This is a genomic window from Streptomyces tyrfis, from assembly GCF_037034285.1.
Taxonomy (GTDB): Bacteria; Actinomycetota; Actinomycetes; order Streptomycetales; family Streptomycetaceae; genus Streptomyces.
Window position 1 is genome coordinate 174,337 of record NZ_JBAGJZ010000005.1, and the last position, 20,168, is coordinate 194,504.

At 73.4% G+C, this 20,168-nt stretch carries 18 protein-coding genes; 4 read left to right on the forward strand and 14 right to left on the reverse strand.

Annotated features, from left to right (window positions below; all coding sequences use genetic code 11):
- Window positions 1-18: 18 nt before the first annotated feature.
- From hcaB to WA762_RS06040, 7 genes are all read right to left on the reverse strand, one after another.
- Window positions 19-891 carry a 3-(cis-5,6-dihydroxycyclohexa-1,3-dien-1-yl)propanoate dehydrogenase gene (gene hcaB, locus WA762_RS06010; RefSeq protein ID WP_335933554.1) on the reverse strand — a complete coding sequence of 291 codons (873 nt, stop codon included), beginning with the start codon at window positions 889-891 and terminating at the stop codon, window positions 19-21.
- Window positions 892-894: 3 nt separating this feature from the next.
- Complete coding sequence (locus tag WA762_RS06015; protein ID WP_335933555.1) at window positions 895-1,770, reverse strand: alpha/beta fold hydrolase; 876 nt, start codon at window positions 1,768-1,770, stop codon at window positions 895-897.
- A 76-nt stretch (window positions 1,771-1,846) separates the two neighbouring features.
- On the reverse strand, window positions 1,847-2,407 hold the full coding sequence (locus tag WA762_RS06020; protein ID WP_335933556.1) for a 3-phenylpropionate/cinnamic acid dioxygenase subunit beta: 561 nt from the start codon (window positions 2,405-2,407) through the stop codon (window positions 1,847-1,849).
- A gap of 136 nt (window positions 2,408-2,543) precedes the next feature.
- On the reverse strand, window positions 2,544-3,758 hold the full coding sequence (locus WA762_RS06025) for an NAD(P)/FAD-dependent oxidoreductase (RefSeq protein WP_335933558.1): 1,215 nt from the start codon (window positions 3,756-3,758) through the stop codon (window positions 2,544-2,546).
- The gene (locus WA762_RS06030; protein WP_335933560.1) at window positions 3,755-4,120 is read right to left on the reverse strand and encodes a bifunctional 3-phenylpropionate/cinnamic acid dioxygenase ferredoxin subunit; all 366 of its coding nucleotides are present in this window, start codon (window positions 4,118-4,120) and stop codon (window positions 3,755-3,757) included. The genes WA762_RS06025 and WA762_RS06030 overlap by 4 nt, the downstream gene beginning before the upstream one ends.
- Entirely contained in the window at window positions 4,117-5,424 is a 1,308-nt protein-coding gene (locus tag WA762_RS06035; protein WP_335933561.1) for an aromatic ring-hydroxylating dioxygenase subunit alpha, read from the reverse strand. Before WA762_RS06035 ends, WA762_RS06030 begins: the two co-directional genes overlap by 4 nt.
- The gene (locus WA762_RS06040) at window positions 5,421-6,341 is read right to left on the reverse strand and encodes a VOC family protein (RefSeq protein WP_335933562.1); all 921 of its coding nucleotides are present in this window, start codon (window positions 6,339-6,341) and stop codon (window positions 5,421-5,423) included. The genes WA762_RS06035 and WA762_RS06040 overlap by 4 nt, the downstream gene beginning before the upstream one ends.
- A gap of 311 nt (window positions 6,342-6,652) precedes the next feature.
- Between WA762_RS06040 and WA762_RS06045 the strand changes: the two genes are divergently transcribed.
- Both WA762_RS06045 and WA762_RS06050 read left to right on the forward strand, forming a co-directional pair.
- On the forward strand, window positions 6,653-7,621 hold the full coding sequence (locus WA762_RS06045; protein WP_335933563.1) for a zinc-binding dehydrogenase: 969 nt from the start codon (window positions 6,653-6,655) through the stop codon (window positions 7,619-7,621).
- Window positions 7,622-7,839: 218 nt separating this feature from the next.
- Complete coding sequence (locus tag WA762_RS06050; protein ID WP_335933564.1) at window positions 7,840-8,745, forward strand: IclR family transcriptional regulator; 906 nt, start codon at window positions 7,840-7,842, stop codon at window positions 8,743-8,745.
- A 40-nt stretch (window positions 8,746-8,785) separates the two neighbouring features.
- Here WA762_RS06050 and WA762_RS06055 read toward each other — a convergent pair whose 3' ends face one another.
- The 6 genes from WA762_RS06055 to WA762_RS06080 form a co-directional block, all read right to left on the reverse strand.
- A complete protein-coding gene (locus WA762_RS06055; RefSeq protein ID WP_335933565.1) occupies window positions 8,786-9,391 on the reverse strand; it encodes a helix-turn-helix domain-containing protein in 606 nt (201 codons plus the stop codon).
- 94 nt (window positions 9,392-9,485) lie between these two features.
- Window positions 9,486-10,772, reverse strand: a complete 1,287-nt coding sequence (locus tag WA762_RS06060; protein WP_335933566.1) for an alpha/beta fold hydrolase — start codon at window positions 10,770-10,772, stop codon at window positions 9,486-9,488.
- Window positions 10,773-10,938: 166 nt separating this feature from the next.
- Window positions 10,939-12,003 (reverse strand): 2,5-dihydroxypyridine 5,6-dioxygenase NicX family protein, encoded by a 1,065-nt coding sequence (locus WA762_RS06065; RefSeq protein WP_335933567.1) that lies wholly within the window; start codon window positions 12,001-12,003, stop codon window positions 10,939-10,941.
- Between the two features lie 165 nt (window positions 12,004-12,168).
- Complete coding sequence (locus WA762_RS06070; protein ID WP_443080521.1) at window positions 12,169-13,860, reverse strand: OPT/YSL family transporter; 1,692 nt, start codon at window positions 13,858-13,860, stop codon at window positions 12,169-12,171.
- Window positions 13,861-14,110: 250 nt separating this feature from the next.
- Entirely contained in the window at window positions 14,111-14,878 is a 768-nt protein-coding gene (locus WA762_RS06075; protein ID WP_335933568.1) for an IclR family transcriptional regulator, read from the reverse strand.
- A 436-nt stretch (window positions 14,879-15,314) separates the two neighbouring features.
- Window positions 15,315-15,680 carry a nuclear transport factor 2 family protein gene (locus WA762_RS06080; RefSeq protein WP_335933569.1) on the reverse strand — a complete coding sequence of 122 codons (366 nt, stop codon included), beginning with the start codon at window positions 15,678-15,680 and terminating at the stop codon, window positions 15,315-15,317.
- A 223-nt stretch (window positions 15,681-15,903) separates the two neighbouring features.
- Here WA762_RS06080 and WA762_RS06085 point away from each other — a divergent pair, with 223 nt between their 5' ends.
- Window positions 15,904-16,716: a thioesterase family protein gene (locus tag WA762_RS06085; protein ID WP_335933570.1), complete on the forward strand. Its 813-nt coding sequence runs from the start codon at window positions 15,904-15,906 to the stop codon at window positions 16,714-16,716.
- A gap of 59 nt (window positions 16,717-16,775) precedes the next feature.
- Here WA762_RS06085 and WA762_RS06090 read toward each other — a convergent pair whose 3' ends face one another.
- The gene (locus tag WA762_RS06090; protein WP_335933571.1) at window positions 16,776-17,225 is read right to left on the reverse strand and encodes an ankyrin repeat domain-containing protein; all 450 of its coding nucleotides are present in this window, start codon (window positions 17,223-17,225) and stop codon (window positions 16,776-16,778) included.
- Window positions 17,226-17,551: 326 nt separating this feature from the next.
- Between WA762_RS06090 and rph the strand changes: the two genes are divergently transcribed.
- On the forward strand, window positions 17,552-20,155 hold the full coding sequence (gene rph, locus WA762_RS06095) for a rifamycin-inactivating phosphotransferase (protein WP_335933572.1): 2,604 nt from the start codon (window positions 17,552-17,554) through the stop codon (window positions 20,153-20,155).
- Window positions 20,156-20,168 lie beyond the last annotated feature (13 nt).

The window sequence follows — 20,168 nt, forward strand, 5'->3', positions numbered from 1 at the left end:
GGTTCGGCCGTTGCCGGCTCAGAGGTCGCCGCCGCCTGCCGCGCTGCGGAATCCGCGTACGGCGATGCCGCCGTCGACGGGGACCACGGCGCCGGTGATGTTGCCGCTGTCGCGGCGGGAGGCCAGCAGGACGTACGTCCCGGTGAAGTCCTCCGGCTCCACGCTCGCCTCGTACAGCGGCACGTGGGGGCGGGCGCCGGCGGCCTCGGCGCGGGCGAACGAGTCCTCGATCCTGCGCTCCGAGAGCCCGAGGCTCTCCGGGCCGCGCAACTGGGTGCGCATGCCGCCGCAGGCGACGCCGTTGACCCGGACCTTGGGGGCGAGTTCGTAGGCGAACTCGCGCACCAGGCCGAGGCAGGCGTGCTTGCTCGCGGTGTAGACCGGGCCGCCGCCGTTGGTGTGGAAGGAGGAGTTGGAGAGCGTCATGATGATGCTGCCTCGGGTCTCGACCAGCTCTCGCCAGGCCGCCTCCACGGCGAGAAGATAGCCCTTGACGTTGACGGCGAAGATCTCGTCGAACGCCTCGGCCAGCTCCGCGCCCGAGAGCCGGGTGAGGCTGCGGTGGTAGTCCCAGATCCCGGCGTTGGGCACCAGGACGTCCAGTCTGCCGAACCGTTCGACGGTCCCCGCGACCGCTTCGTGCAGATCCTGCGTCGAGCGTACGTCACCGCGGACCGGCAGCACCCGGTCCCCGTGCTCGCCCGCGGCCTCGACCAGCGCCGCGAGCTGGGCGGCGTCCCGGTCCAGGACGGCGACCGACGCGCCCTCGGCGAGGTAGCGCAGCGTGATCGCCCGGCCCAGGCCGCTCGCGCCGCCCGTGATCAGGGCGACGTCACCGGCGAGCCAGCCCGCCGCCGGGGCGGCCGGGGTGTTCGGTACGGGCTCGGCCATGGCTCAGCGCTCCTGGAGGAAGTCGGTGACGAGACGCTCGAACTCGGCCTGCCGTTCCAGCTGCACCCAGTGGCCGCAGCCGCCGAAGACGTGCAGTTGGACGTCCCGGATCTGCTTGAGCATGAGCTGGGCGCCGTCCAGGGTGATGGTCCGGTCGTCGCGGCCCCACAGCAGCAGCGTCGGGGCCTTGATCCGGTGCACGTCGCGCCAGAGCGGGTCCATGCCGTGCCGCTTGGCGAACGCCGCGTTGTACCGGTGGTAGAACTCGATGTGGCCGGGGTCCAGGGAGGCCTCGTAACGGGCCTGGACGGTGTCCTCCCAGCGCTTGGGCTCGGCCGTCATGACGCGGACGAAGTCCCGCATCTTCTTCACCGTCGGGCCTTCGCCGTTGTAGTACCGGAACATCGCCTTCTGCCCCTCGGTGGGGGTGGGACCGAAGGGCAGCCAGCCGCCGCCGGGGGCCATCAGCACCAGCTTCTCGACGCGCTCGGGGGCGGCGAGGGCGATGGCGAGGGCGGCCGCGCCGCCGAGGCTGTTGCCCAGCAGGTGGAAGCGCTCGACGCCGAGTCCGTCCAGCGCCTGCAGCACGGCGTCGACGGTGATCTCGGTGATGGAACGGGCGTCGAGGTCCTCCTCGGTCGGGCGGTAGCTGCCGCCGAAGCCCGGCTGGTCGGGCAGGACGACCCGGAAGCGCGGGGCGAGCGCGGCGAGGTTGTGCCGGTAGTTGGCCAGGCCGTCGGCGCCGGGTCCGCCGCCGTGCAGCATCACGAGCACCGGGCCTTCGCCCGCCTCGCTGACCGAGACCGGTCCCAGCGAGGTGTGAACGGTGTGGGTGACGATCTCCGGCTGTGCGGCGGCGTCGTCGCGGGCAGAGGCCACGGGTAACTCCAGGTGGTGCGGGGGACGTCGGGGATGCGGGGCGGGCCGGCGGGCCCGCCGGGGCGGGCGCCGGGGGTCAGAGGAAGGTGCTGATGTTCTTGGCGAGCAGCACGTTCTGGTCGAGCAGGATGTGCCGGCGGGCCACCCGCAGGGAGCCGTCGGCGGCCCGGCGCAGCAGGTCGGTGCGCCCGCCCGCGTACAGGTCGACCTCGCGCTCCAGGCGGTTGCGGTAGACCAGGAAGGCGGACTCGGCGACGTAGGCGCCGTCCTCGTCGGCGGGACGCACGGCCACGTTGGTGATCAGGTGCCGGGTGCGCGACGGCGGGTCCTCGGACCAGGCCATGCCGGAGTCGAACCGCCGGATGCGCCAGGCGAGGCTGTCCTTCGTCTCGTCGAAGATCGCCACCTCGCCGGGGGAGCCGTCGGCGAGCGACTGCTGGCGGCGCAGCCGGTTGGTGCGTACGGGCGCCCAGTAGTGCAGGTCGTCCGCGAGCAGCTCCAGCCAGTCGGCGTACCGGTGCTGGTCGAGGAGTTGGGCTTCGAGGGTGTAGAAGCGCTGGACCTCGAAGTGGAGCAGCAGATCGTCCGGGGCCGGCCCGCCCGCGGGGGCGGCGGACTCCGTGGTGTGGATGCTCATGGATCCTCCTTGCGTGCCGCGCTGTGTCGGCCATTCCATTGCACGGCGGCGGGTGCGGGGAGCGGGTGTGCCGCTGGGCGGCACACGCCATGAGGAGGCCGGGGGAGAGGGGCGGAGGGGCGTGGGCGGGGCCGGTTCAGCCGCGCAGCAGGGCACGCGGCTCGGTGGCCGGGTCGGCGAGCCGTTCCGCGGATACGGGCACGGCGCGGTCGATCAGCCGCTGGGCGGCCTTGATGTCCTTGGGCCGGTCGATCGCGGCGGCGGCGACCAGCACCGGGCCGCGCAGCCCGAACACCGTGAAGGCGCCGGAGGCGACATCGCCCCGGACGACGGTCTCCTCGGCGTCGGCCATCGAACCGACGCCCTCCAGCCGGCTGCCGTACCGGTCGGACCAGAACCACGAGGCGCCCCGGGCGGGCGGGGCCGCGCCGAGCAGTCCGGCGGCGGCGGCCGGGCCGTCGTTCCGGGCGGCGTCCCAGTGCTCGTGCCGCACCGGGTCGTCGCCGCGGCGGGCGACGTCCCCGACCGCGTACACCCGCGGGTGCGAGGTGCGCTGCGTCGCGTCGACGACGACGCCGTTGTCGACGGCGAGCCCCGCCGCCTCGGCCAGCGCGGTCGCCGGGCGGATGCCGATGCCGACGACCACGGTGTCCGCGGTGACCGGCTCGGGGCGTCCGGTCACGGTGACGGTGACCTCGTCGGCGCCGGGCGCGCGGTCGACGCGCGCCACGCCGCCGGTGACGACGTCGACGCCCTCGGCGCGGTGCCGGGCGTGCAGCGCCCCGGCGATCTCCGGGCCGACGACGGAGGCCAGGGGCACCGGCACCGGGTCGATCAGGGTGACCGCGCAGCCCAGCGCGGTGGCGACCGCCGCGGTCTCGGCGCCGATGAGCCCGGCCCCGACGACGGCGATCCGGGCGCCGGGGACGAGCCGGGCCCGCAGCCGCTCCGCGTCGGCCCAGGTGCGCAGGGTGTGCACGGCCGGGTCGTCGGCGCCGGGCACCGGGAGGGTGCGGACGGTGCCGCCGGTGGCCAGCACGATGCGGTCGGCGGTCAGTTCGGCGCCGTCGGCCAGCTCCAGCACGCCCTCGTCGGGGCGCAGGGCGGCGACGGCGGCGCCGGACCGGAGGACGACGCGCCGCTTCTCGTACCACTCGGCGGGCCGCAGGGCGATGTGCTCCCGCGCGGTGGCGGCGCCGTTCAGGACGTCCTTGCTCAGCGGCGGGCGGTCGTAGGGCAGCCCCTCCTCGTCGCTCAGCAGGACGATCTCGCCGTCGAAGCCGCCGTCGCGCAGGGCGTCGCAGGTCGAGAGGGCGGAGATCCCGGCGCCGACGATGGCGATCCTGGTCATGACGTCGGCTCCTGCCCGGGGTGCAGCCAGATCTCGCCGTCGACGACCTCGACCCGGTGGGTCCGGGCGGCGAGGGTGGCGGGCATGCACTGCGGCTCGCCGGACCTGAGGCAGAAGCGGGCGCTGTGCAGGGGGCACTCGACCTCGCCGTTCTCGATCCAGCCGTCGGCGAGGGACGCCTGGCCGTGGGAACAGGTGTCGTCGAGGGCGTAGTACGCCCCGTCGTCGTGGAAGACGGAGATGGCGTCGTGGTGCCCGGTCTGCTCGGCGGGCACCCGGAGGGCCTCGCCCTCCTCGATGCCGCCGGCGGCGGCGACGCGCACGGAGGTGAGCGCGGTGTCGGTGGATTCGGCGGAGGTCATCGTTCGTCAGCTGCCTTCTCGTGCCAGGCCGGGGTGTTCATCAGGTCGCGCCAGCGGGTGTAGAAGCCGCGCGCGGCCCCGTCGGAGTACAGGTGTCCCGTGGTGCCGGGGTGGACGCCGTCCTCGGCGCCCATGCCGATGCCCATCTGGTAGTTGAGGGTCATGCCGCCGGCCATGAAGCCGTGCGCGGTGGCCTGGCACTCGCTCCAGTTCTCGCCGTCGTCCTGCTCGAAGATGCCGGTCGGCCCGAAGGTGCGCAGGTTGTACAGGCGCTGGGCGTCCTTGACCTCGTCGGGCATCGACTTGTCGACGAGGGTCCAGGCCCAGACCTCCATCTTGTCCGGCCCCTTCGGGTGCCAGACCCGGATGCTGCCGTTGACCGGCAGATACGAGAAGTTGGGGAAGACGTTGGCGTGCCCGGTCGTCATCGGACCCTCGACCCGGCCGTCGCCCAGCCGTTCGCGCAGCCGGTCGTAGTCGTAGTACTGGTGCACCACCCGGTCGTCGAAACGGCTCTTGGGGTGCGTCGGGAAGCCGGCGCCGTGCCCGTTCGGGTCGGTGTACTGGCGTCCCGGGGTCTGCGCGATCCCGGCCTTGGGGCCCTTGCCGCTGGGCGACATGACCATCAGCGCGGAGGCGTGCGAGATGTTCACGTGGTACCAGTCGGAGGAGAACTGCTCGGCGGCGAGCTTCCAGTTGCCCTCCAGCACCCACTTGTGGACGCCGCCGATGACCTCCGTGCCCTCCGGGTCGCGGTCCAGCATGGCGTCCATGTACCAGGTCATCCCGCCCAGCGCCTCGGTCAGCGCGGGGGCGTCCGGGTTCCAGGTCGCGAAGATCAGCCCCCGGTACGTGTCCAGTTGGGCCACCTCGGTCAGGCCCCAGCGGCTCTGGTCGAAGCCCTCCGGATAGCCCTCGCGGTTGGGGACGTTGATCAGTGCGCCGGAGGTGTCGTACGCCCAGCCGTGGTAGCTGCACGTGAACGCCTTCGTCGCGCCCGCGTCCGCCCGGCAGACCCGCATGCCGCGGTGGCGGCAGGCGTTGAGGAAGGCGCGGATCCGCCGCTCCTTGTCCATGGTCACGATGACCGGGTCCTCACCCATGTACGTGGTGAAGAAGTCGCCCGGCCTGCGGAACTGCGAGGTGTGGGCGAGGAAGAGCCAGCTCGGCGCGAAGACGCGGCGCAGTTCCTGCTGGTAGAGGGCGGTGTCGCCGAAGATGGTGCGGTCGACGAGACCGTTGTCGAGGTCGAAGTACCCGGAGACGTCGACCGCGGGGGCGGGGGTGCGGCGGAGGTCGCTCATGCCTTCGCTCCTTCCTGTCCGGCGGGGGCGGCGGGGCGCGCCGTGCGGTGGTGCCCCCACAGGCTGGTGCCGTCGACCCGGGTCGCGGTCCACGGGTCGTCGACGGTGATGGCGCCGTACCCGTACTCGACCTCGAAGCCGGACGGGGTGACGGCGTAGAAGGACAGCATCCGGTCGTTGCTGTGCCGCCCGATCGTCAGGGCCAGCGGCGCCGCGCCGGCCAGGCAGCGGTCGTAGGCGTACCCGACGGTGTCGAGCGTGTCGGTCTCCAGCATGAAGTGGAACAGCTCGCCCGGCTCCACGTCCTTGCGCGGCTTGCGCTCCGGCTCGACGACGAGCCCGGCGAACGCCAGCGAGTGGTGGCGGGGGTTGGTGTGCAGGAACGCGATCCGCTTGCGGCCGAGGTCGCAGAAGTCGGAGAGCCGGAAGCCGAGAAGCTCGGTGTAGAACCGCAGCGTCGCCGCGTAGTCCTCGACGGAGAACACCACGTGCCCCAGGCCCTGTTCGCCCGTGACGAAGCGGGCGCCGGTCGGCGAGACGAACGGGGTGGTCGCGGTGCGGGCGCCGTAGAAGATCTCCACGCGCACGCCGTTGGGGTCATCGAGGTGGAAGAGCCCCAGGACGTCCCGCTCGCGGAGCAGCTCCTCGTCCGCGTGACGGACCTCGACGCCGGCCTCGGCCAGCTCGGCGGCCGCCGCGGCGAGTTCGGCGGGCCCCGGAACCTCCCAGCCGACGTAGCCGAACTCCTCGGCGTCGGCCTCGTGCAGGGCGATCCGCCAGGCGCGGTCGTCGGCGCGCAGCCGCAGCCCGTCCTCGGTGGTCCGCGCCGACAGTCCGAGCACGTCCTCGGCGAAGGCGCGCCACTCGTCGAGGCGCCGGGTCCGGAGTCCGAAGTATCCCAGTCCGCTGAGTTGCATGACGGGCCGTCCCTTCAGGTCTGTTCAAGGAGTACGGGCGAGGGGAGAGGGGGCCGGACGGCTCGGCGGTCCGTTCGGGCATGCCACAGCAGACCTCCTCGGGACCGGTCGTGCCACGGGCTGTGCCGCCCTGTGGAACACCCGCCCCGCGTTCCGCCGCACGCCCCTGGCCTGCGCGATCGCGGGCACGGGGGTCGGCCCCGGTGTGCCGCGTCATGGAACGGCCGCTTGTCCCGGAGGGCCGCGGCCACGGACCGTGGCCGCCGTGCGCCGTCGCACACGCCCGTGACCCCCTCACGCCCGGAGGACCGATGCTCGCCGCCGTCGCCGTACGCCAGGACCCCGCCGACCCGCTGAGCGGGCTCGAACTGCGCGAGGTGCCCGCGCCGACGGCCCCGCCCGGCTGGACCGTGGTCAAGGTCGTCGCCGCGGCGCTGAACCACCACGACATCTGGACGCTGCGCGGCGTCGGCCACCCCGCCGACCGGCTGCCGATGGTGCTGGGCTGCGACGCCGCCGGGTACGACGAGGACGGCAACGAGGTCGTGATCCACCCGGTGATCGGCGATCCGCAGGCGGGCGGCGGCGACGAGACCCTCGACCCCGGACGGGCGCTGCTGTCCGAGCGGCACGACGGGGCGTTCGCCGAGCTGCTGTGCGTGCCGCGCCGCAACCTCGTCCCCAAGCCGGCGTCGCTGTCCTTCGCCGAGGCCGCGTGCCTGCCGGTCGCCTGGCTGACGGCGTACCGGATGCTGTTCACTCAGGCCCGGATCCGGCCGGGCGACCGCGTGCTGGTCCAGGGCGCGGGCGGCGGGGTGGCCTCGGCGGCCATCGCCCTGGCCCGCGCCGCCGGGGCCCGGGTGTACGCGACCAGCCGGTCGGCGGACAAGCGCGCGGCGGCCCTGGAGATGGGGGCGCACGTGGTCGTGGCGACGGGGGAACGGCTCCCGGAGAAGGCGGACGTGGTCGTGGAGACCGTTGGGGAGGCGACCTGGGCGCATTCGCTGCGGTCGCTGCGCCCGGGCGGCACGGTGGTGGTCGCCGGGGCGACCAGCGGGGCCAACCCGCCGGCCGACCTGAACCGGATCTTCTACCTCCAGCAGCGGGTGCTGGGCTCCACGGGAGGCACGCGGCAGGAGTTCGTCGCGCTGCTGCGGTTCATGGAGAGCGCCGGGATACGGCCCCGGATCGACCGGGAGATCCCGCTGTCCGGCATCCACGACGGTTTCCGGGCCATGATCGACGGCGAGGTCACCGGGAAGGTGATCGTCAGGCCGTGACGCCCGTGTCCCGGGCCCGGCGCCCGGGACACGTCGGCGGACCGTGACGCACGCGTCCGGGCCCGGCGCGGCCGCCCGGAGCCCGGGACCGCTGAGCGCGGTGCCCCGTACGGAACGACCGGGCCGTATGCCCGACTGTGACGTACAGGGCACCGCGATTTCGTTTTTGCCCGCGCTTGACTGTTCACACACGCCGAACTGTTCTCTACAGTGGACGCATGTCCACTGAAGTGGTCGCCCAGGAATGCGCGGAGGCGAACATGCTCGACCGTACCCCGACCACCGATGTCGCCGGCGCCGCCGACCCGACGGGTCCGGACACCTCTCGTGAGCAGCAGACCGCCGTGGACAAGGCACTCACCCTGCTGATGTCGCTGGCGGAGGAGGACCGCGAGGTCGGCGTCAGCGAGCTGGCCCGCCGGACCCGGCTGACCAAGTCGACCGCGTTCCGGCTGCTCGGCATCCTCCAGCGCAACGACGTGGTCGAGCGGGTGGGCAGCAGCTACCGGCTGGGACCCCAGCTCTTCGACATCGGCCGCCGGGTCTACGGCCCGACCCCGCTGATGCTCCAGGAGCGGCTGCTGCCCTTCCTCACCGAGCTGTACGTCCTCACCCACGAGACCGTGCATCTGGCCGTGCTGCACCGCACCGACGTCATGTACGTCAACAAGCTGCACGGCCACCGCCGCGCCCGTACGCCCACCCGGATCGGCTCGCGGCTGCCCGCTTCCTGCACCGCCGTCGGCAAGGCGCTGCTCGCCTTCGACCACGACGCGGCCGAGCAGGCGATCGCCGACGGGCTGCCCGCGCCGATGGAGAACTCGGTGACCGACCCCGAGGACTTCCGGGCCGAACTGGCCCGGATCCGCCGCGAGGGGATCGCCTACGACCGGGAGGAGATCCTGCCCGGCGTCTCCTGTGTGGCCGTCCCCGTCATGGGGGCCGGCGGACGCCCCGTCGCCGCCGTCTCCGTCTCCGGCGTGGCGGGACGCTTCGAACCCGCACGCGTCGCGCCCGAACTGCGCCGGGTCGCGTTCGAGGCCGCCCGGGAACTCGGAGCCGCGGCCCGCCCGCGGGCCCGCAGGCACGCCGGGACGACGAGCCGGGAGACGGCCGCCGCCTGAGCCCGGTCCGGGGCGGGCCGCGCCCGTCCGAGGCGGCGGCTCAGGAGGAGGGCGGGCCGTTCCTCACGGCCCCGTGCCCGGTGCCCCGGCCGCCGGTGCCCGGCTGGACGCGCGGCACACTGACCACGATGTGCACCACGCTCTCGCCCCCGAGCGCGGCGTACAGATGCGGACGGTCGCCGGGGAACCGGACGAAGTCGCCCGCGCCCAGCTCCACCGGCCCGTCCTCGGGGCCGACCCTGACCCGCCCGCTGATCACGTACAGATGCTCCAGCGTGCCCACGGGATGCGGCTGGGACCGGCCTTCGCCGCGGATGCGCAGAATGTAGTTCTCGATGACACCCGAGCCGTAGACATGGTCCAGGCTGCGGCTCTCGTACCCCTCGTGCCGCTGCCAGACGGCCTCGTCCCCGGGGCGCACCGTCATGACCTGCTCGCGCTCCGCGACCAGCCGCGTCACCGGCACGCCGAGCGCCAGCGCCACCGCGAACAGCGTCTCCACGGTGGGATTGCCGGTGCCCTGCTCGACCTTGGACAGATTCTGCTTCGACAGGCCGGCCTGACGGGCGAGCTCGGCCAGCGACAGCCCGCGCTGCTCCCTGAGGATGCGAAGGTTCCGCGCGACCACGTCGTTTCCTGTTGACACCGCACCACCATAGGGCACCTGAACTGCCTGTTCCGGGGCCGCCGGCAGGGCGGCCGCGCCCGGCCGGCGAAGGCCCGTCCCCTGGAAAGCGCCCTCAGACCTCGCCGCGGGCCATGGCCAGGAGCCGGTCGAAGACCGCCGGGTCGACGCGGACGCCGTCGTGGGCGTGGGCGTCGGTGATCCAGGGGCGAAGGCCGCGCACCAGACCGGCGGTGCGCAGGGACTGCTCCCGGTCGACGAACATGTCGTCGTGGTAGACGGCGGCGACGACCGGAACCGTGTTGGACGCGAGGCGGTCCAGGTCGTACAGCGGCGGCCAGTCGGTGCGCCGGGCCAGTTCGTCCGCGGCGCCCCGGAGCGGGACCAGGGCGGGGTCCTCCTCGAACTGCCACGGGTAGATCATCTCGCCGGTGAAGCGGAGCGGGCCCGGCGTCCCGGCGTCGAACTCCGGGAACTCCGCCCGCACCCGGTGCGCCGACCAGGCGGTGGCCCGGCCGCCCTGCGCGTAGATCGGCTCGTGCAGCACGGCGTACAGCGGGCGGGGCGCGAAGGAGAGGACGGCGTCCAGGCCGCGCAGGAACGGGTCGGAGAGCCTGGGCCCGCGCGGGCCGTCGACGAAGGCACTCTCCAGCAGGTAGTGCAGACTGTCGAAGCCGGACGTGGTGCCGAAGGTGATGCCCATGGTCTGGAAGCGGCGCACCGAGAGGCGTTCGCCGGACGGCATGCGCACATCGTGCTCCCGCAGATGGGCGGCGACGGCGTCGGCGAGGCGCTGGTCGCCGGGGTAGCGGCCGAAGTACCGCGCGTTGTGCGCCCGCACCCGGCGGTAGGCGGCGCGGTAGACGTCGTCGGCGTGGCCGGTGAGGGTGGGCAGGCCGCCGGTGACGAAGACCTGGTCGAGGCCCTCGGGGGCGTGGCTGAGGTAGGTCAGCGCGCAGAACCCGCCGAAGCTCTGGCCGAGCACGCTCCACGGGCGGTCGCCCTGGAGCGCCCGGCGCAGCAGTTCGGCGTCGCGCACGATGGAGTCGGCCCGGAAGTGCGTCAGATGGCCGGCGGCGTCCTCGTGCCCGTCGAGCGTGGTGCGGTCGGCGGGGGCGGACCGCCCGGTGCCGCGCTGGTCGAGGAGCACGACCCGGTACGCCTTCAGTGCCCGGCGCAGCCAGGCGGGGGCGGCGTCGGGGCGGGCCGCCCGGCCGCCCGGACCGCCCTGCAGCCACAGCAGGCGCGGCAGGTCCCGGTGCTCCTGCCCGGCGGCGACGACCTCCCGGGCGAACACGGAGATCCGCGGGCCGTCGGGGCGGGCGTGGTCGAGGGGGACGTCGAGGGTGTGGTCGGTGCAGACCAGGCCGCTGTGGCGGTACGTGGTTCCGGTGGTGGTCATGACTTCACTCCGTGGCAGTGCGGTGCGAGGGCGGTCGTCGTGGTGCGGCGCGGGCGCCCGAGCGGAAGGCGGTGCTCGGCGCCCGGTGCGACGGTACGCGGGTCGGGCGGGACCCCGGCGCGGATGGCCGGGGCCCCGCCCGCGGTGGGCCGGGACCCCGGTGGGCTCAGTAGCCCTCGACGCCCAGTTCCCGGCAGATCTCGACGAGTTCGGGGTGCACGTACACGCCGTCCTTCTCGACGCATTCGCCGTCCAGGTGGATCGACGGGCCGACTATCGAGCCGTCGGTGTGCGCCGCGGCCACCCACGGCTCGCCGCCGATCCAGGCCCCCTTGGTCCCGATGCCGAGCTCGACGCAGCCGAAGACCCGCTCGTCCTCGACGATCCGCCCGGTCGGCGCGGGCACGCCCGGGTTGAAGCCCAGCGACCAGTGGGCGACGCGGTACATGTTCGGGTCGTTCCAGGAGGCCATCCAGTTGCGGAAGACGTCCGCGTCCCGGCCGCCCTCGATGTCGGTGACGACGCCCTTCTCCACGGTCAGGCGGACCGGGGAGCGCAGCAGGCCCAGCTGGTCCGGCGGCCACAGGGCCCCGTCGAAGACGAGTACGCCGTCCTGGGTCTCCTCCAGCGGATTCCAGGAGATCTGCCCGGAGAGCATCACGGTCTCGCCGGGCTTCTCGGCGGGCTTGCCCCGGAGGTTGATGGGCCGGTCCCCGTTGCGGCCGACCAGGTCGGTTCCGTTCGGGGAGGTGATGCGCACCTCGTCGGCGGCCTCCAGCAGGCGCACCAGCGCCTTGCCGAGCTTCATCACGCCCTGGAAGTCCGGGCGGCCCACGGTGGCGACCAGCATGTGGACGTCCATCGCGGTGAGGTTGGTGTAGCGGCAGCCGTTCGCCATGGCGGCGCGGAAGGCGTCGGAGTGCATCAGGTACGAGACGGCGAACTCGATCCACACGTCCGCGTGGGCGATGGCGCCGGCGACCGGGCGGGGCGGCTCCATGGAGGAGCTGGGCAGGGTCTCGGACCAGACGATCACCGGGTGGGCGCCCGCGGCGGCGACGGCCTGGGCGGTGGCCTCGACGACCCGGCGGTCGCTGCTGGTGTCACCGGTCAGCACGACGTGCTCGCCCGGCTTGACCAGCATGACCTCCTCGACCAGCTTGCGTGCGGCCAGCGCGAGTTCGAACCCGAGGTACTCGGGGCGGGGTTCGAGGCGGCTGAACATCTCCATGGGATCTCCTTGTGCGAGGGTGCGGTGGGGCTGGGGAGCGGCGGGCGGCGGCGGGGGCCGGGCGATGTACGGCACGGCGGTCACCCGGCTTCGGGGTACGGCATGGCGGTCAACGGCTTCGACGCGGGGCACGGCGGTCACCGGCTTCGACGCGGGGCACGGCGGTCACCCGGCCTTGACGATCTGCGCGGTGTCGCCCAGCGAGCTGCCCGCGATGAGTCCGGCGCCGACCAGGTTCAGCTCCTCGTCCGCCCGCTCGCCGCGCCACCTGCGGTACAGGACGCGGACCAGCAGGGCGCCGACGACGAACCAGCAGGCGGTCGGGGTCGCCACCAGCAGACCGGTGGCGAGCATCACGCCCATCTGCCGCTTGGTCCCGCCCAGCAGCTGGACCAGCGCGCCGGGGATCGCCCACAGCAGCAGATGACCGAGGACGCCGGGGGCGTTCAGGCCCTCCTTGACGGTGTCGGCGTAGATCCGGGCGACCGGCGGGATCAGGCCCTGGCGGAAGTACGACTGCCACAGCACGGCGACGACCACCAGCGCGCAACCGAAGCCGATCAGCGCGGCCCGGAACTGCTCGCGCCGTCCGGCCCGCTCGTACGGGTCCCACGGGCGGTGGTCCTTGCGCAGCAGCCACCCCGCCTTGAGGTCGTACCCCATGTCCGCGAAGGCCGGGCCGGTCGCGGAGACGTAGCCGACCAGCATCGCGAGCGGCACCGAGGGCATGCCCATGAGCAGACCGGCGATCAGGAAGATCAGGGTGACGGCGAAGGAGGGGAACCAGCCGGACTGCATCGCCGCGAGGCCCACGATCAGTTCGTGGACGATCGCCGCGAACGCCGCGAACAGCACCCATCCCACGATGCCGAGCGGACTCATGTCGCTCAGCAGCCCGCCGAGCACGGCCATCACGACGGCCCCGGCGGCGAAGAGCAGATAGCCGCGCACCAGCGTGCGGCGCAGGGTGGCCTCGTCGACGGTGAAACGAGCGGCGGGGGAGTCCGCGGACGCGGCGGCCGGCGCCGGTGCGGGCGCGGCGTCGCCGGCGGCGGAGCGGCCCGGGCGGTGACGCAGCAGCAGATGGATCGCCTGGCCCAGCGCCACCACTCCGGCGCCGACCATGACGCCGTGCGGGATGAAGTCGGCCTTCAGATCGATGTCGAGGATGCCGGGCGCGTACTGGGCGACGCCCAGGCCGACGCCGAACATCAGCAGCGCCCACACATTGCCCAGGAAGGCGACCCCGGCCGCGGACAGGGGCAGGCTGAAGAGGGCGCCGCACAGGCCGACGACCGTGCCGGCGCCCAGCACCAGGGCCCGCCTGCCGCCCTTGTCGCCCGCCTTGATGGTCTCGGCGGCGGCCGCACCGGGAGGCCAGGCCGCCTCGGCGGGCAGCAGCCGGGAGCCGAAGGAGCGGTACAGCACCCATGCGTCGATCAGCAGACCGGCGAACGACCCGGCCAGCATCGGCCACACCAGGTCGCGGCGGCCGAAGACATACGGAACGGCGATCGAGGTCAGCAGCACGTTGGCGGAGGCGAACGTGGCGGCGGAGATGGCGCTCTGGGCCAGGTTCTGCCGGTGCACGGAACGCATCCGGCCCAGCCCGGCGAGGGGAATGCGGCCGATGAGCATCGCGATGAGCGCGCCGACCACGGCGGTGTTGGCGGAGATGCCGAGCTTCGCGACGAGATCCGCGCCGATCACCGCGCCCACCACGGACAGGGCGGCGAGCAGCACGAACGTCAGGGGTTCGCGCACCTTGGGGTGAACGCGGTCGGTGTCCTGCGCGCCGACGCGCGGCGGAGTTCCCCCGGCTGCGGAATCGGTGGCGGAGGGGGAGTGAGGTGACACGTGACACCCCTTTCGGCAAGGGAGAGTTCGGGGAGGGGAACGGGGAGGGGAAGGGGAGGGCGAGGGAGAGCGGAGGAGAAGCGGGAGCGCGGGCGAGCGGTGTGAGTGTGGGGTGTGCGTTTGTGTGGGGAGTGGTGCGAGGACGGCGGTGAGGGCCCGGATGGGGTGGACCGGGCCGCGTGGCGTCCTGGTACGGCCCAGCGGGGATCACGGGTGGGATCGCGGGCGCGGGTGGGGCGTCGGGGGCGGGTCAGCCGCCGAAGGCGGCGCCGGCCTCGTCGGCCGCCTCCCTGACCAGGGCGGTGAGCTGGTCGACGGCGCGGGACACACGGTGCGCCGGGCCGATGACCGTCAGCGAGGCCGCGACGGCGCCCGCCTGGAAGACCGGGGCGGCGACGGCCGTGACGGCCTCGTCGTACTCCCCGTGGCTGACGCTGACGCCGTCCCGCCGGACCTCGGCGTAGCGGCGCAGCAGGGCGTCGAAGTCGGTGATGGTGTGCTCGTTGAAGCGTTGCAACGGGCTGGCGCCGAACAGCCGGCGCAGCTCGGGTTCCGGGTAGTGGGCGAAGACCGCGTGGCCGGAGGCTCCCGCGTGGCCGGGCATCAGGGCGCCGACGATGGCGGTGTAGCGGACCGGTCCGGTGCCGTCCACGGCGGCGGCGCAGCGGTAGCCGCTGCCGTGCGGGACGTTGAGGACGACGCTCTCGCCGGTCTCGCGCAGCAGCCGCGCGAGCACGGGCCGTACCAGGGAGGGCAGGACGCCGCTGTGCTCGCCGACCCGGGCCAGCCGCGAGACCGAGGGGCCCAGCCGGTAGCGGCGGGTCGTCGCGTCGCACATCAGGAAGCCGCGCGCGGTGAGCGTGGTGAGCAGCCGCTGCGAGACGGCCTTGTCCCAGCCGTGCTCGCGGGCCAGCTCGCTCACGCCCCACTCGGGCCGCCGCTCGGTGAAGGAGAGCAGTACCGTCAACGCCCGGTCGACGCTCTGCAGCACCCCTTTCGGGGACTCCGTCTCACTCATGGAATCCGCTCTCCTCGTCTGTCCTGTCGACGTGATTCCCGCGTCCCTGCCGACGTTCTCCGCCCGCCGGCCGACGCGTCTCCCGGTCGGCGCACGTTCACCGGTCGGTGCGCTCAGCGCAACGCCGTTGCGCTGAGTGGCGAGAACTATGGTCAGCGAGCCCCGGCGAGTCAATACCTCAAGGGAGCCGATTCGGAGAGAAAATCCCCGGCGCGTCCGTGCGGGGAGCAGAGCGCTCGCCGTCGGCGGCAGCACGGTGGCGGGGCGTGACACGGACCTGGCGCACGCTCGCGCCCGCCCGCGGTCAGCGGCCGCAGGCATGGCCCGGACACGGGCCGGGGCGCTCGGGGCCGGCGCGCTCAGAAGCGGAGGAGCGGCGCTGCGGGGTGCGCGGGAGCGGCGGTGCGGGGGTGTTCGGCTCCGGGCGCGTCCGCGCTCAGTCGACCAGGGTTCCCTGGTGGAAGTACATCCGCCAGCCCGCGTCCGTCAGACGCCAGAGGGAGCTGCGCCGGGCTTTCCGGCCCTGGTAGTCGGCGAAGTACGTCAGGTGCACCAGACCGGGGGCGAGGACGGTCCCCGACATCTCGTCGACCCTGACCGGGGACTCCGCGGACACGGTGCCGTCGCTCGTCACCGAGAGGATCGACTCCCGGTCCCATCGCCGCCCGGAGGCCCCGATCTCGGTGAACTCCGGGTCCAGAAGCTCCAGTACGCGGGCGGGGACGGCGCGCACCGCGGGGTCGAGAAGCCGCAACTCCCCGTCGATGGCCGCCTGTACGGCGTGCTCGCGCTCATCCGTCATGAGCGCACCCTACGGCCTGTGGGCCCCGGCCGCCCAGGCCCGATCGCACCTTCCCGGCCGTCCGGTCCGGATCGCCCGGGTCCGGCCGGCGCCGGTCACCGGCGCCGGGCCGACGGGTGGGGTGCGCCCGGCGGCGTCGCCCGCGCGTGGACCCGTTCCGACGTGGCCGTACCCTGCAACAAGGAACAGCGAACGATCACCGTCACCGGACGCAGGAGGCCAGTTGCACACCCCGGACGTTCCCCCGGCCGGCTACTTCGAGCGGACCGGCGAACGGAGCTACCGACCCACCCCGCACGCCGGCGGCGCCTGGCAGGCGGACGAGCAGCACTTCAGTCCGCTCGGCGGTCTTGTCGTCCACGCCATCGACGGCTTCCTGGCCGACCGCGGACGTACGGGCACGGAGCTGCACCTGAGCCGCATCAGCTACGACATCCTCGGCCGCATCGCCGTCGACGACTTCGAGATCCACGTCGAGACGATCCGCCCCGGCCGCACCATCGAACTGGTCGAGGCCACCGTGGTCATCGCCGGTCGCGCCACGGTACGGGCCCGTGCCTGGCTGCTCGCTACGGGCGACACCGCCTCGGTGGCGGGCGGCGACACCGAGACGCTGCCCCATCCCGACGAGGCCGATCCGTGGCCGATGTCCTCGGTCTGGCCCGGCGGGTTCATCGCCTCGCTCGACGCGCGCACCGTCGGCCCGCCGCAGCCCGGCCGGTCCACGGCCTGGGTATCCACCCGTACCCCGCTGGTGGCCGGGGAGACGGCGAGCCCGCTGGCGTCCTATGTGGGGCTCGTCGACACCGCCAACGGCATCGCGGTGCGTCAGCCGCCCGGCAAGTGGATGTTCCCCAACGTCGATCTGACGATCCATCTGCACCGCCTGCCGACGGGCCGTTGGGCCGGGCTGGACACCTCCGTCACCTTCGGCGCCGACGGGGTCGGCCTCACCAGCACGGTCCTGCACGACGTCCACGGCCCCGTCGGGCGGGCCCAGCAGATACTGACCGTGAGGCCGCTGGAGGCCTCCTGACGGACGGCGGCGCGGACCCGCCAGCCCCGCCCGGCCCCCGGAGGGCCGGAACCGGTGTTCTACGGGAGCGGGCCCTCCGGCGGAGAGCCGCCGTGGGGACGGGCCCCCGCCGCGAGCAGTGCGGCGACCGTCTCGGGGTGCGGGCCGCCCAGCGCCCAGTCGAGCGGGGACCGGCCCGTCCCCCGGTCCTCGCGCAGTCCGGGGTCGGCGCCGTACGCGAGGAGTTCGCGCACGGTCTCGACGTGGCCCCAGCACGCGGCCGCGCACAACGGGGTGCCCTCCGTGAGGTGACCGCTCTCCTCGTCGGGCGGCGCCCCCGCCGCGAGCAGAAGGCGAACAATGCCGGCGGCGCCCTCGACGGACGCCGCGTACAAGGGAGTCGTCCCGTCGGCGTCGGCCATGTCGGGGCGGGCCCCCGCGCGCAGCAGGACACGGACCTCGTCCGCGTCGCCGAACGCCGCCGCCACGACGAGCCGCCCCGAGAGCTTCTTCTGCTTCCTGCGGTTCACGGCCGAAAGGCTAGCGGGTGCGGGGAGGGGCGTCGGTCGCTCCGGCCGGGCAGGACCACCGGGGCGGCGGAGACACGGCCCGAACCGGCCGGACGTGCGCGGACGCGACGCGCCGCCGCTGCGCGAGAAACCTGTGGGTTCCCCCGGAGGCAACAGACAAAGGCGAGGAGAACCCGCTCTCCTCGCCACTCTCAACGTATAGCGCACCGGGGGGCTTGCCGCAAGGCCCGGGTCACGGCGCAGAATCGTCGGCCGATGCCGCAACCCGCGGAAATGGAGGCACGACGTGCCTGTGTCGTTGTCGGCGCCGACTCGGAGGTATCGCAGTGGCTGAGCAGTACGTGTTGGATCTCCAGGAGGTCGACGAGAAGCAGGTCTCGGTCGTCGGCGGCAAGGGCGCCCACCTGGGCGGGCTGTCGCGGATCGAAGGCATCCGCGTGCCGGGCGGCTTCTGCGTGACGACGGACGCCTTCCGGCGGATCATGGCGGAAGCGCCGTCGATCGACGCTCGGCTCGATCAGCTGGCGCGCGCGAACCCGGACGACCGGGAGGCGATCCGCACGCTCAGCGCGCGGATTCGCCGGACCATCGAAGAGACCGCCGTCCCGGGCGAGCTCGCGACGGCGATCACCCGCGCGCTCGCCCGGTTCGGCGAGCGGGCCGCCTACGCCGTCCGGTCCAGCGCGACGGCGGAGGACCTGCCCACGGCCTCCTTCGCCGGCCAGCAGGACACGTACCTGAACGTCATGGGGCCGGCGGCGGTCCTCCAGCACATCCGCCGGTGCTGGGCCTCGCTGTTCACCGAGCGGGCCGTGACCTACCGCCGGCGGAACGGCATCGACCACCGTGCGGTCCACATGGCCGTGGTCGTGCAGCAGATGGTCCTTCCCCACGCGGCCGGCATCCTGTTCACGGCCGACCCCGTCACGGGCGACCGGAAGGCCGCCACCGTGGAAGCCGGCTTCGGCCTCGGCGAGGCCCTGGTCTCCGGCCTGGTGAACCCGGACGTCTTCACGGTGCGCAACGGCGAAGTCGTCGCCAGGGCGATCGCCGCCAAAAAGCGTGCCGTGCACGCCCTGCCGGCCGGCGGCACGCAGGACGCGGCGGTCGACGCGCGGCGGCGCGAACAGCCGGCGCTGACGGATGCGCAGGTGGTGCGGCTGGTGCGGCTGGGGCGGCGGATCGAAGCGCGCTTCGGCCACCCGCAGGACATCGAATGGTGCCTGGACGACGACGGCTTCCAGATCGTTCAGAGCCGGCCGATCACGACGCTGTTCCCCGTCCCCGAGACCGGCGACCAGGAGAACCACGTCTACGTCTCCGTCGGCCATGGGCAGATGATGACCGACCCCATGAAGCCCCTGGGGCTCTCCATGTGGCGGCTGACGGCCATGGTGCCGATGCACGAGGCCGGCGGGAGGCTGTTCGTCGACGTCACCCGGCGCCTGGCCTCGCCCGCGAGCCGCGCAGCCCTCCTGGACGTCATGGGGAGAGGCGATCCGCTGACCAGGGACGCGCTGGAGACCGTCCTCGGCCGTGACCACTTCGTCCCGCCGCTCCCGGACGCGGCTCCCGGCGGGCCGCCTGCCGGCGGCGCGTCCGTCCCGATCGAGACCGATCCGGCGATCGTCACCGAACTGATCGAGCGCAGCCGGGCGTCCGTCGCCGCCCTGGAGCGCGACATCCGGACGAAGACCGGACCGGCCCTGTTCGACTTCCTGCTGGAGGCCTTCGAGGAGCACAGGCGCGTCCTCGGCGATCCGCTGAGCCTGCGGGCGATCACGGCGGGGATGGAGGCCACGTGGTGGCTCAACGACAAGCTGGGGGAGTGGCTGGGCGAGAAGAACGCGGCCGACACGCTCACGCTGTCCGCCCCCGACAACATCACGTCGGAGATGGGACTGGCGCTGCTCGACGTCGCGGACGTGATCCGCGCGCGGCCGGAGGTGGTGGCGTTCCTGCAGGGCGAGGGCGTCGAGGACGAGGGCTTCCTGGACGGGCTGGCGGAGCTCGCGGGCGGGGCAGAGGCGCGCGACGCGATCGAGGCCTACCTCGACCGGTACGGGATGCGCTGCGTCGGCGAGATCGACATCACGAGGCCACGTTGGCGCGAGCGCCCCGCCACGCTCGTGCCCGCGATCCTCGACAACGTCAGGAACTTCGAGCCGGGCGCGGCCGCGCGGCGCTTCGAGCAGGGGCGGCAGAAGGCGCGGAAGAAGGAACAGGACGTGCTGTCGCGCTTGCGGGCCCTGCCGGACGGGGAGCGGAAGGCCGCGGAGGCCAAGCGGATGATCGACCGGGTCCGCACCTTCATCGGATACCGGGAGTACCCGAAGTACGGCATCGTCAGCCGCTACTTCGTCTACAAGCAGGCCCTGCTGGCGGAGGCCGGGCGCCTCGTGCGGGCCGGCGTGCTTCGCGAGAAGGAGGACGTCTTCTACCTCACGTTCCAGGAGTTTCACGACGTCGTGCGCTCGCACCGGGTGGACGACCGGCTCATCCAGCGGCGCAAGGACGCGTTCCGGTCGTACCACGCGCTCATGCCGCCCCGGGTGCTCACATCGGACGGCGAGGCCGTCAGCGGGGAGTACCGGCGCGACGACGTGCCGGCCGGCGCCCTGGTCGGCCTGCCGGTCTCCGCCGGGACCGTCGAGGGAAGGGCCCGCGTCGTCCTCGACATGGCGGAGGCCGATCTCGAAGCGGGCGACATCCTGGTCACGACCTTCACGGACCCCAGCTGGTCGCCGCTGTTCGTCGGAATCGCGGGCCTGGTGACGGAGGTGGGCGGCCTGATGACCCATGGCGCGGTGATCGCCCGGGAGTACGGCTTGCCGGCCGTCGTGGGCGTGGCGCACGCCACCCGGCTGATCCGGGACGGGCAGCGGATCCGTGTGCACGGAACCGACGGGCACGTCGAGATCCTGTCCTGACGCACCGCACCGG